The following is an 11,382-nucleotide window of genomic DNA, read 5'->3' as shown; positions in this document are numbered from 1 at the left end:
CCACAGAGAAATACCATGTTTCTAACTTTTCATCGTAAATCCTGCGAATCCGGTAATTTTCAAAAACCGCAAGTGCTTGCTACTTATTCATTTTCTAACTTCATTGGACGGATCATGGACTCTATAAAGGCGATTTCGTCTTTGTTAATGCTATATTTTTTGTATAGTTTTTCATCAGTCCATGGTTCATCAAAGTTTTGGATAGGCACGAAAGAATAAACACCTTTTGCAGCGTGTTGTGTGTTTTTCCGCAACAAAACAAGGAATCTAAAAAACCTTGTTTGAATATAACTCATTACATTTCTTGCCTTTTTTTCTGAGGAATATGGTCCAATAAGAAGATATGTTTCTGAACAACAAGAGTTTGGTGCGCCGTAAATTGGTTTATTGATAATCTGATGTGGAAAATCTTCACCAGCGCCATATGCCATTGTTATATAAACTTTATGCTCTTTAATCCAATGAGTACTCTGTGGTACTTCTTCTTGCTTTAGATATCCAACAGCCTTGTTTGTGTAAATTGTCACACTTCCCTTAAATGGTTTAGATTTGCCTTTATAAAATGTTCTTAGTCCGAATGGTTTTTGCGCGCTTACTTGATTGCAAAAAGACTCCTCTTTTTTCGATATCACTTTCCGCAGTATTTCTATTGATTCATTGTACCTAATAAAAATATCACTGCCTTTTTCTATAAGCGGACGCTCCATAACAGATTCTTTCTGCCCTTGTAAAGTTTTTACTTCACATAACCCAGGGGTATCTCTATCCCAAAGGAAATAGCAAACCCCGCCTTTAATTTCTACACCCGGAAAACATTCTGAAGAAATTGGAAAATCAATCAACTTTCTTAATCGTTTGTCATTTAACATCTCATCTCTAAACTCATCTAATCCGCGACCGCCGGCAAACCAGCGTGAAGGAATTATCATTGTGAGAAACCTAGGATTGAGCTTTTTAGCCTGCTGGACAAACTTGTGATAGAGAGGTATGGCACTTGCCTGCGCTCCTCCATCGCTCAACTGATATGGTGGATTTCCTACAATCACGTCAAATTTCATATTAAATATCTCCTCCGGCTTGATTATATGAATGAACTGATAGGCATGAGTTTCCAGTTCGTAGCTACGGTTATAAACCGCTTGACTTGCGCCGCAAAACTTACAGTTGCTATTTACCCAAGTATGTTCAACCCGTTCAAAGCGTATGTTCCCCTGTTGGTTATCAAAATTGTCGCAGACAGAGTATTTTCCATTAGCTGTTTTTGAGCAGTAAACAGATCTTCGCGATAACAGAGAGGTCAACTCTGTTATCGCAATACCGAAGAGCTGATTTTTAAAAATGTGATTAATTCGTTTCTGCTTATCGGGAATTACCTTTTCCAAACCAATCATTAACCGCTTGGCGATTTCCCTCAGAAAAACTCCCGATTTACAGACAGGATCAAGGAATTTAGCATTCTTATCGCTCCAGATTTTTTGCGGAAGCAAATCAAGAATTTCATTCACCAGTTTGGGCGGGGTGAACACCTCATCGTTGCTCAAGTTCGCAAGACAGGTCAGCACATCAGGATTATAATTATTGCTGATCAACATTGACTATCCTCAGGAAGTGCATTACAGGAAACTCTTTTACCGGCATGGGAATAAAGACATCCTCTCCAAGATCGGATGCTTCTGGCAAGTCTCTAATTCGTTCATTGGAAAAAAGCGGCATGTCTTTTATTTGCACATTTGGAAGCAGAGCATGGAAAGCAAAATCTCTTCGTTTTATCATGCTACCCTTGACAAGCGACCACTCGGAAAACACGATAGGCTTTGGCTTTTCGTCCACCGTCTTCAGTGTGAGCGCATCACCCCAAACGATATTCCGCTCAAGAATATACTCGATGGCCTTCTTGACTTCATCCTTAACCTTTTTTTTGCAAAGGCGATCATATCGTTCATTGAATATGTCCAAAAGTCGTTTTCTGCATGCAAGGACATTATCTTCCCGAATATCAATGCCATAGATGCTGGATACGGCGATAATAGAATAGCGTTCATATTCCAATTGGCTTGTGCCATAGCGGGTTTCAACAACACGAAGTTTTCTATCCAACACCTCTGCCACGAAATTCCCCGTGCCGCAGGCGGGTTCCAGAAACCGGGAGTCGATCCTCTCCGTTTCCTGCTTCACCAAATCAAGCATGGCATTAACTTCCCGCGTGGCAGTATAAACCTCGCCATGGTCAGCAACCCTTTTCTTTGACACAACCTGTTTTTCTTGTTTTGTTAAAATCATATTTTCAATATTTATCTTTGAAAAATAAATCATCGGATTGATAAGGGCCGCTTCCCAAATTCATGATAAATAACTCATTACATCGGTTCATATTATCCTTCGTCATTGGCAGAGCCATTGTATAGCACTTTGCCACTCTTTTTAGAAATAAGGATTATCCGGCTGCTCCGAAGCATCATGCAATCAAAGCTATTTTCCAACGGCGTATAGATACACCAACAAGGTTCTTTCGGCATTTCGTATATCCGACAATTATCTGGAATAAAGTCAAGACAACGATAATTTTCAGCATTATTAAAGAATCTTGCATTTGCATCGGCACACGCTTTGAACAGCTTTGTTAAATTAGCAATAATAAACCTATGCTGTCAATTGAAAAAGCCCCTGCATGGTGAGTGCAGAGGCTTATAGTTTTGATTGTTATTTCTTCCAAAAAAACTGTGCCTAAATTGTGCCTAAACAGTGCCCATAATGCTTGTTTAGGCTTGTCAATATTTGTCTATATTTTCTTTTGCTCATTGCCTGCAAATAACGGACAGATAAGGCTTTTTTAAGCATTGACAAGGGTTTGAAGGAATGATATAAAATGCGCTTGAAAGTACTTAAAATCCTGAGGTGGGAAACTGCCGTGCCGGTTCGAGTCCGGCCTTGGGCACCAATCTAATGACCACATTGGATAGCAAAATCCACATAACTCAGATAAACCGCAGAGAAACAAGACAAATCACAGTAGGCAGCGTCAAGATTGGAAGCGACCATCCCGTTTCTATCCAATCAATGACAAACACCGATACATCCGATGTAAAGGCAACCATCAATCAGATAAAGGCTTTGGAAAAGGCAGGATGCGAGATTGTCCGTGTTGCCATTCCAAATACGGAGGCCGCCGAAGCCATTGCTAAAATAAAAAAGGCCGTAACCATACCCGTCATCGCAGACATCCATTTTGATTACAGGCTGGCTTTGAAGGTTATTGATAAAGAGATTGATGGGTTGAGGCTAAACCCAGGCAATATTGGAGACAGGGGGCGTATCAAGGTTGTTGTAACTGCTGCAAAGGAAAGGAAGATACCAATAAGGATAGGTGTCAATGCAGGCTCTCTGGAAAAGGATATACTGGAAAAATACGGCCATCCCACAGCAGAGGCAATGGTTGAAAGCGCCTTGCGGCATATACGGATACTCGAAGACCTTGATTTTCAGAATATTAAAATATCCATGAAGGCATCTGATATATGGAAGACCATTGAGGCATACAGGCTTCTTGCTAAAAAAGTTGATTATCCGTTCCATATCGGCATCACAGAGGCAGGCACTATGTTTTCTGGAACGGTTAAATCAGCGGCAGGTCTTGGAATACTTCTATCAGAAGGTATAGGCGATACATTGCGTGTCTCGCTCACAGGCGACCCGGTGGAAGAGGTGAGGGTGGGCTGGGAGATATTAAAATCAATGAGATTAAGGGAACGCGGCGTAAATATTATTTCATGCCCAACATGCGGAAGGATAAAGCTGGATATAATAAAGCTTGCAGGCGAAATCGAAAAAAGGCTCTCTTATGTCACAAAGCCGATAAACATTGCTGTCATGGGGTGTGTGGTAAACGGCCCGGGTGAGGCAGTAGAATCAGACATAGGCGTAGCAGGCGGAGACGGCGTTGGAATGTTGTATGTAAAGGGCAAACCAATAAAGAAGGTAAAAGAAAAGGATATTGTGGATGCGGTAGTAAAAGAGGCAGAGAAGATGAAAAAAGGATGAAAAAGAAAAAAGTTAATGCCTGGGATATGTAGTTCGCCACTTTACTTATAAACTCTTTTACTGTTTTTAATCGGCGCTTACGATATAATTTTAAAAACCGTAAGAGATGTAACAAATAAATCAGGAGGAAGACATGAAGAAAAGATTAATGTATATTGTGCTTGCTGTTTGGGCATTAGGTCTCACAGGCTGCGGATATAACGCGATGCAGGCGAATGAGGAGGCTGTGAAGGCTGCGTGGGGTGATGTTGAGGCAACTTATCAGAGGAGAAACGATCTCATCCCTAATCTTGTTGAGGTTGTTAAGGGCTATGCCAAACATGAGAGCGAGACTCTCACAGCGGTAACAGAGGCGCGTGCAAAGGTTGGTTCTATTCAGATGTCTAAAGATTTGCTTAATGATACAAAGGTATTCTCCCGATTTCAGGAGGCCCAGAGCGCAATGAGCAGCGCACTTTCAAGACTCATGGTTGTAGTGGAAAAATACCCTGACCTCAAGGCAAACCAGAACTTTCAGGACCTCCAGCATCAGCTTGAAGGCACTGAAAACAGAATAAGTGTTGCAAGGACACGATACAACAAGGCAGTTGAGACATTTAACACATCAATCAGGATATTCCCGAATAGCCTTACAAACCGTCTTTTACTCCACCTGAGCCTGAAAGAGCCTTTCAAGGCAGAAGCAGGAACAGAGAAGGCGCCAAAGGTAAAATTTTAGATTGAAAAATTATATTATCAATCAGGGATTCAAGGGGCATGACGCGCGATTAAAGTTTGTATGTTTAATCGCGTATATTGTTTTATCCATCATTATTATTGTATCCTCTAATGCCCATGCGCTTGATGTCCCGAAACTTCAGGGATACATCAATGATTATGCCGATATGATATCTCCTTCGGCAAAGGCTGAGCTTGAGCAGGAGTTAAAGGTATTTGAGCAGACAGATTCAACGCAAGTAGTCATACTGACAATACCGACCCTTGAACAAGAAGTGATTGAGGATTTCGGCATTAAGGTTGGAGATGCGTGGAAGATAGGGCAAAATAACAAGGATAACGGCATAATCTTTATTGTGGCAAAACAGGAAAGAAAGATGAGAATAGAGGTCGGTCGCGGGCTTGAAGGAAGACTAACAGATCTAATGGCAGGGAGGATTATAGACCTTGTAGTAAAGCCGAGGTTTAAAAGGGGAGATTATGACGGAGGTTTTATTGCAGGCATATCATCAGTCATAGATGCAACAAGGGGGGAGTTTAAAGCTGATGGCAATCGCAATAACCAAAATCATAACAACAGTTCGTATTTCTTGACCTTCCTTGTATTCTGTTTTATTGCAATACTTGTTATAGGGACATTCTCGCGCATTGCAGGAGGAGTAGCAGGGGCAATAGGCCTGCCGGCCCTAGTCCATTTTATTCTTTCCCCTATGACATTAGGTTTGTTCATTATATTGGGGTTGTTTGGTTCTGTCCTGGGATTTATTCTTCCCTATCTTTTCTCTTCGTCAGGTCATGGCAGCGGAAGGGGAGGTTTCATGTCAGGCACGGTATTTTCAGGGGGCGGGTTCAGCAGCGGTGGAGGTAGTTTTGGAGGCGGTTTTAGCGGAGGTGGAGGCGGATTTGGCGGAGGCGGCGCTTCAGGGAGCTGGTGATGATAAATTTAAAGTCAGATAAATTCTTTACACAAGAAGAAAAAATAAAGATAAAACAGACAATCCATGATGTCGAATCCCGCACCATAGGAGAAGTGGCTGTAATGGTTGTTGACAGCAGCGACCATTATGCAGAGGCTGATGCGATCGGCGGGATATTTCTCGGAAGTCTTATATCTCTGATCGTAATCGCAACATATTTTCATTCGTCTGTTTGGTTTTTCATTCCGATAAACTTTCTACTCTTTTTCCCTTCAAAGCTCATATTTAAAAAATTGCCTGTCTTCAAAACAGCATTCATAGGCATTAAGAGAAAGGAAGAGGCAGTAAGGCTCAGGGCTGAGAGGGCATTCTTCGAGAAGGGTCTTTACAAGACTAAAAAAAATACAGGGGTTTTATTCTTCCTTTCCCTATTAGAAAAAAAGGTATGGGTTCTTGCTGACAAAGGCATTTATGAAAAGATAGAACAGGGGCCATTGAATAAATTTGCACTGGTTGTTTCCGAGGGGATAAAAAACAGATGTGCCTGTGATGTCCTTTGCGATGCTATCAGGGAAGCAGGAGAACTGCTTGCCGCACATTTCCCCATAGTTCCTGGAGATACAGACGAATTGACAAATAATGTGATGGCAGAGTGAACGTTGTTTGCACAACTCTCTCCTTACACTATATGCCAATCCCCGCTTAATGCCCCTGCTTATTACAGTTGGGGCAGGCTCTGCAGGGACATGTTTATGTTTAAATCAGACATAACAGATATAAAAAAGATTCTTGTCCGCGCGCCGAACTGGATTGGCGATGCAGTTCTTTGTTTGCCTGCGTTAGAGGCGCTGAAGGCAGTTTATCCACAGGCTGAAATAACTATTCTTGCAAGGGCATGGGTCAGCCCTGTTTTTTATAATAATCCATCTGTCAAAAGGATTATTGACTATGATAGAGGAGGGCGATACAGCGGCGTTTTTGGAGAATTGAGGCTGGTTAAGGATATCAAGAAAGATATTTTTGATATGGCAGTCCTTTTTCAAAATGCCTTTAAGGCAGCGTTGATAGTCTTTATGGCGGGGATACCACTAAGGGTCGGATATGCAAGGAATTTAAGGGGATTGCTTCTTACCCATCCAACAAGATTTGATGCAGATATAAGAAAAGTCCATCAGGTTTTTTATTATTTAAATATAGTAACTGATTTAAGCAAGGGCCTTCAGCCTAAAATATATCTGACTGAGGAAGAAAAGGACTGGGCCGAAGGTTTTCTTAATAATAAAGGCATTGATGGCGGAATTATCATAGGTATAGCCCCTGGCGCAAGTTACGGTCCTGCAAAGAGGTGGATGGCTGAGAGGTTTAAAGAGACAGCAGAAAGATTGGTTAAAGATAACGGCGCAAAAGTGATCCTATTTGGCGGAAAAGACGACAGAGAGATATGCAATGCTGTATTAGATGGTTTAACTGGTCTAAACCCCCACACCAAAACCTTTGGTGTGGGGGTAAATCTTGCAGGAGAGGTTGACCTTAGAAAGAGTATTGCCCTTATAAGCAGGTGTAATTTATTTATAACCAATGACAGCGGCCCGATGCACATTGCAGCAGCGCTTGGCATTCCAACAGTCGCCATATTTGGCTCCACAGACCCAAAGCTTACAAGGCCTCTCGGAGATAATGTCAGAGTAATAAAGAGAGATATTGAATGCAGTCCATGTTTTGACAGAGAGTGTAGGTATGGACATTATAACTGTATGAAAATGGTAACGGTTCAGGATGTTTATGAAATGGGCGATGTTTTTTTATCAGGAAAGAAAAGAGAGGCGGAAAATTTTTGAAAAAGGGCAGAGAAGATTTAGCTTCAACGGGATGCCAGCCTGCTGTCTTTCTTGACAGAGACGGAACTATAAATGAGGATACAGGTTATATAGATTCGCCGGACAGACTGGTTCTTATTGGCGGCGCATCCTCTGCAATAAAAAAACTTAATTTAAAAGGGTTCAGGGCAGTTGTCATCACAAATCAGTCAGGCGTGGGAAGGGGATATTTTTCAAAAGAGGCTTTAGACGCTGTAAATAAAAGGCTTGAAGAGATTCTTAAAAAACAAGGGGCGCATCTTGATGCAATATACTACTGCCCCCATCACCCTGATGATAATTGTGAATGCAGGAAGCCGGGGACAGGACTCCTTGAAAAGGCAAAAAGAGATTTTAATATAGACTTTAAAAAATCCTATGTTGTTGGCGACAAGGCCTCTGATGTTGAAATTGCAAAAAATATCGGCTGCAAGGGTATACTTGTCCTTACAGGCATGGGGAAAGATGAAAAGAAGAAACTTAAGTCTGTGCCGTCTTATATTGCCGATGATTTAAAAGATGCTGTTGAATGGATAATTAAGGACAGCCATCAGCCGTCAGCAATTAGCTGATAGCTGATAGCTGATAGGTGGCATGAAGATACTTATTGTAAAGCTTTCTTCTATAGGCGATGTTGTCCATACGCTTCCCGCGCTCTATGCGCTAAGAAATGCCTATCCGTCTGCAAAGATAGACTGGCTTGTGGAAGAGGAACCCAGCAATATGCTTATGGGTCATCCCTTATTGAACGATGTGTTCGTAATCAAAAAAAAGTGGTGGTTGAAGGATTTTAAGAGGACATACGCTATTGCAAGAAAGATCAGGGCATTAAATTATGATATTATTCTGGATTTTCAGGGTCTTTTCAAAAGCGGTATATGGGTGTTTTTATCCAATGGGAAAAGGCGCATAGGCTTTGATAAATCAAGGGAGATGAGCTATCTCTTTTTAAACGAAAGACTTCCGCAGTATGACCCGGACAGGCATGCGATTGAGAGATATCTTGATTTGGTGAAGTATCTTGGAATAAAGTGTGACAGCATAAATTTTCCCATCCCCATTACGGAAAAAGAAAAGAAAAAGGTTTCCGGCCTTCTTAAAACAAGCGGCGTCCGGGAAGGAACGTCGTTTATAGTGGTTAACCCTATGGCAAGGTGGGAAACCAAGTTATGGGGCGCTAAAAAATTTGCCGGTCTGTGTAATGAGATGATGAACAGTTTTTCGTGCAAGGTGGTTGTTGTAGGCACATCTTCTGAAAAAGATAATAAAGAGTTTTTTTCTTTGACCAATAACCGGGTTGTAGATTTGACCGGAAAAACAACGTTAAAGGAGCTTGCGCATCTTATGAGCCTTTCATCTGTGGTTATTACAGTTGATTCAGGACCGATGCATATTGCTGCTGCCATGGGTGTCCCTGTTGTTGCTATATTCGGGCCGACTGCGCCGTGGAGGACAGGGCCGTACGGCAGCATCCATACTATTATCAGGAAAGATTTGCCTTGCAGTCCGTGCTTTTCAAGGGTTTGTAAGGGTAAGGATAATATTTGCATGAAGGAGATAGAGGTAAGAGATGTGCTGTCTGCGGTAGAGGCGCAGTTAAAAAGGTTATCAGATAAGGAGATGGCATGAAGAAAATTATATTTTTAACCTTGAAGATATTTATCAGCGTCGCCCTTCTTGTTTTCCTCTTTAGAAAGGCGGATATGGGGAATGTCTGGACGATTATGCAGTCTATTAATTTTCCGATGTTTGCGGCAGTAGCGCTTTTATACGCAATCTCACAGATTATATCTACATACCGCTGGTCTTTATTTCTGCCGCATGCAGGGATTGATATGCCGTTTTTAAAATTGGTTTCTTTGTATTATGTCGGCATGTTTTTTAATATCTTCCTTCCGACGGCAATAGGCGGGGATGTTGTGAAAAGTTATTACCTGTATAAATTCTCCGGAAAAGGCGGAAATTCCCTTGCCTCAGTATTTTTAGACAGATTTACAGGCTTCTTTGCCTTGGTTACCATTGCATTTGTTTCACTTATCTTTGGTTATAATTATGTGAAAGATACCTATGTCCCTTTGCTTGTTGCAGCGCTTACAGCCCTATTCTTTTTATCAAGCCTTATTTTATGGAATAAAGGTTTGCATAATTGGGCGCTCGTAATAATCAGGAAGGTAAAGCTGTTCGGCATAAACGAAAAGATTGAATCTCTTTATAATGCGGTTATGCTGTATAAAGACGAGCCGCTTATTCTTTTAAAGGCGTTTGGAGTATCGTTCGTTATACAGTTTATAAGCATCAGCATATTTTATCTTATATCAAAGGGCTTTGGCATGACAGTGTCGATGGGATACTTTTTCCTTTTTGTGCCCATTGCCGTGTCTATTTCAATGATACCGATCTCTCTGTCCGGACTTGGTTTGAGGGAGGGAGCATTTGTATATCTGTTTACAAAGGTTGGAACTACAGACGCGCAGGCATTAAGTATTTCCCTTGCCGGCTTTGCGGTGATGGTCATGCTGGGTTTAATAGGCGGTATTGAATATATGAGGCTTGGGAGCGTGAAAAATGAGAGTCAAGACAGCAAAGTGTCATAGATTCAAAGCATCAGAGTATCAGGGTAAAAACTATGACTCTCTGACACTTTGACGTTAACCTTACGGGAGGTATATATGGCCATTGATAAGGAATTGCTTGATATCCTTGCATGTCCAAAGTGCAAGGGCGATATAAAATTAACAGAAAAAGGGGATGGGCTTATATGCGATGTGTGCAAGCTTGTCTATCCAATAAAGGATGATATCCCTGTGATGCTGATAGATGAGGCAGTGAAACTGAATTAACGCCGAAAATCAGCAGGGCGGTTTCACCGCATCCGCTCCAAGCCCATTTTGGCACTCGTTATAATAAGTGATAGCTTCATTTAACTCCTTTTCAGCATCGGGATGGAAAGAATAATTCAAGAGATTTACCTGCCAAGTATTTTTTTAAATACTTCATCACCTGGTATTGTTTTTACTTTGCCACTTTTTATTTCTTCAACCCTTTTTTCTGCCTCCGCTGCCCACAATTTGTCTATTTCTTTTTGAACGGGATGAAGGCTTCGGAGAAGCTTATCTACAAGTTGTGCCCTTATCTCGACTGGCAGCGAAACTGCTTCGTCAAAAAGTTCCTCGCTCTTTATCATGTTTACCTCCATATAAGATATTAGTTTTATTTTAGTATATCATATTTCACCGATTGGAGATGTATCTTTTTGCATGGCCTAACTCCGCATTCTCCCTGAGCGAAGCGAAGGGAGAATGTTCTAAATCAGCGGCGCAGGGAATCAGTGTGATCAAAATTACACCGCGCTTATTCCGCGTCCGCTGGATTTTTTTGTTATGTAATATTTAAAATATTTTCATATATACTTCAGGGTAATTTTTCTTATACCATTCAATAAAGCCTTTTGAATCACCGTTGTAATTTGTATAGTAAGTTTCTTGTAAATCTTCATGTTTATGATAATCACAAAATGGTTTATATCGTGAAGCTTCTAAAATAGTTCTCATTTTATGGTATGGAGCCTGATAGTATTTCAGTTCTCTAAATCTATCAAGCGAGTAATCATTGTTTCTATTTAATATTTTTCTTTGGCTATAATCTGGCAATCCACCCAGCAACTCAAAAATTATTCCAGTTAATGATAAGATTATTTCATTATCCTTTATATGTTTTGGACTTCCCCCGAATTTAAGGACACTAAGTTAGGTTAGGCTACCATAGATTCGAGCTCATAAGATACTGGAGAAAGATACCCCAGTGTTGAGTGACGTCTCTTTCGATTATAGAATATTTCAATATAATTAAAAATA

At 41.0% G+C, this 11,382-nt stretch carries 14 protein-coding genes; 9 read left to right on the top strand and 5 right to left on the bottom strand.

Going from position 1 to position 11,382, the window contains the following annotated elements:
• Nucleotides 1–83: 83 nt before the first annotated feature.
• Together Q8P28_00880 and Q8P28_00875 are read right to left on the bottom strand one after the other, a co-directional pair.
• Nucleotides 84–1,592: an Eco57I restriction-modification methylase domain-containing protein gene (locus Q8P28_00880; GenBank protein ID MDP2681350.1), complete on the bottom strand. Its 1,509-nt coding sequence runs from the start codon at nt 1,590–1,592 to the stop codon at nt 84–86.
• Nucleotides 1,576–2,313, bottom strand: a complete 738-nt coding sequence (locus Q8P28_00875) for an SAM-dependent DNA methyltransferase (protein MDP2681349.1) — start codon at nt 2,311–2,313, stop codon at nt 1,576–1,578. The genes Q8P28_00880 and Q8P28_00875 overlap by 17 nt, the downstream gene beginning before the upstream one ends.
• Nucleotides 2,314–2,943: 630 nt before the next feature.
• Between Q8P28_00875 and ispG the strand changes: the two genes are divergently transcribed.
• From ispG to Q8P28_00830, 9 genes are all read left to right on the top strand, one after another.
• Nucleotides 2,944–4,038, top strand: a complete 1,095-nt coding sequence (gene ispG / locus Q8P28_00870) for a flavodoxin-dependent (E)-4-hydroxy-3-methylbut-2-enyl-diphosphate synthase (protein MDP2681348.1) — start codon at nt 2,944–2,946, stop codon at nt 4,036–4,038.
• A gap of 133 nt (nt 4,039–4,171) precedes the next feature.
• Nucleotides 4,172–4,756 (top strand): LemA family protein, encoded by a 585-nt coding sequence (locus Q8P28_00865; protein ID MDP2681347.1) that lies wholly within the window; start codon nt 4,172–4,174, stop codon nt 4,754–4,756.
• A 1-nt stretch (nt 4,757) separates the two neighbouring features.
• Entirely contained in the window at nt 4,758–5,690 is a 933-nt protein-coding gene (locus Q8P28_00860; GenBank protein MDP2681346.1) for a TPM domain-containing protein, read from the top strand.
• Nucleotides 5,690–6,328 carry a hypothetical protein gene (locus tag Q8P28_00855; protein MDP2681345.1) on the top strand — a complete coding sequence of 213 codons (639 nt, stop codon included), beginning with the start codon at nt 5,690–5,692 and terminating at the stop codon, nt 6,326–6,328. Before Q8P28_00860 ends, Q8P28_00855 begins: the two co-directional genes overlap by 1 nt.
• A gap of 96 nt (nt 6,329–6,424) precedes the next feature.
• A complete protein-coding gene (gene waaF / locus Q8P28_00850) occupies nt 6,425–7,510 on the top strand; it encodes a lipopolysaccharide heptosyltransferase II (protein MDP2681344.1) in 1,086 nt (361 codons plus the stop codon).
• Complete coding sequence (gene gmhB / locus Q8P28_00845; GenBank protein ID MDP2681343.1) at nt 7,507–8,100, top strand: D-glycero-beta-D-manno-heptose 1,7-bisphosphate 7-phosphatase; 594 nt, start codon at nt 7,507–7,509, stop codon at nt 8,098–8,100. The genes waaF (Q8P28_00850) and gmhB overlap by 4 nt, the downstream gene beginning before the upstream one ends.
• A gap of 22 nt (nt 8,101–8,122) precedes the next feature.
• Nucleotides 8,123–9,157: a lipopolysaccharide heptosyltransferase II gene (gene waaF / locus Q8P28_00840; GenBank protein MDP2681342.1), complete on the top strand. Its 1,035-nt coding sequence runs from the start codon at nt 8,123–8,125 to the stop codon at nt 9,155–9,157.
• Nucleotides 9,154–10,122, top strand: a complete 969-nt coding sequence (locus tag Q8P28_00835) for a lysylphosphatidylglycerol synthase transmembrane domain-containing protein (GenBank protein ID MDP2681341.1) — start codon at nt 9,154–9,156, stop codon at nt 10,120–10,122. Before waaF (Q8P28_00840) ends, Q8P28_00835 begins: the two co-directional genes overlap by 4 nt.
• 75 nt (nt 10,123–10,197) lie before the next feature.
• Entirely contained in the window at nt 10,198–10,368 is a 171-nt protein-coding gene (locus Q8P28_00830; GenBank protein MDP2681340.1) for a Trm112 family protein, read from the top strand.
• A gap of 125 nt (nt 10,369–10,493) precedes the next feature.
• Here the strand turns inward: Q8P28_00830 and Q8P28_00825 are convergent, their stop codons facing one another.
• From Q8P28_00825 to Q8P28_00815, 3 genes are all read right to left on the bottom strand, one after another.
• Nucleotides 10,494–10,709 carry an addiction module protein gene (locus Q8P28_00825; protein MDP2681339.1) on the bottom strand — a complete coding sequence of 72 codons (216 nt, stop codon included), beginning with the start codon at nt 10,707–10,709 and terminating at the stop codon, nt 10,494–10,496.
• 208 nt (nt 10,710–10,917) lie between these two features.
• Nucleotides 10,918–11,178, bottom strand: coding sequence for a hypothetical protein (locus tag Q8P28_00820; protein MDP2681338.1), 261 nt, complete (start codon nt 11,176–11,178; stop codon nt 10,918–10,920).
• Between the two features lie 101 nt (nt 11,179–11,279).
• The coding region (locus tag Q8P28_00815) for an IS3 family transposase (GenBank protein MDP2681337.1) at nt 11,280–11,382 on the bottom strand (103 nt) is incomplete at its 5' end.

The organism is Deltaproteobacteria bacterium, from assembly GCA_030690165.1.
Classification (GTDB): Bacteria; Desulfobacterota; GWC2-55-46; order UBA9637; family UBA9637; genus JACRNJ01.
Note: the sequence above shows the minus strand (reverse complement) of the source record. Positions and strands in the feature narration are given on the sequence as shown.

Bases quoted from the DNA above. Each gene is read 5' to 3' on its own strand.
- waaF (MDP2681342.1), top strand. From the start codon at position 8,123: ATGAAGATACTTATTGTAAAGCTTTCTTCTATAGGCGATGTTGTCCAT.
- Q8P28_00880 (MDP2681350.1), bottom strand. From the start codon at position 1,592: ATGTTGATCAGCAATAATTATAATCCTGATGTGCTGACCTGTCTTGCG.
- Q8P28_00835 (MDP2681341.1), top strand. From the start codon at position 9,154: ATGAAGAAAATTATATTTTTAACCTTGAAGATATTTATCAGCGTCGCC.
- ispG (MDP2681348.1), top strand. From the start codon at position 2,944: ATGACCACATTGGATAGCAAAATCCACATAACTCAGATAAACCGCAGA.
- waaF (MDP2681344.1), top strand. From the start codon at position 6,425: ATGTTTAAATCAGACATAACAGATATAAAAAAGATTCTTGTCCGCGCG.
- Q8P28_00875 (MDP2681349.1), bottom strand. From the start codon at position 2,313: ATGATTTATTTTTCAAAGATAAATATTGAAAATATGATTTTAACAAAA.
- Q8P28_00830 (MDP2681340.1), top strand. From the start codon at position 10,198: ATGGCCATTGATAAGGAATTGCTTGATATCCTTGCATGTCCAAAGTGC.
- Q8P28_00865 (MDP2681347.1), top strand. From the start codon at position 4,172: ATGAAGAAAAGATTAATGTATATTGTGCTTGCTGTTTGGGCATTAGGT.
- Q8P28_00855 (MDP2681345.1), top strand. From the start codon at position 5,690: ATGATAAATTTAAAGTCAGATAAATTCTTTACACAAGAAGAAAAAATA.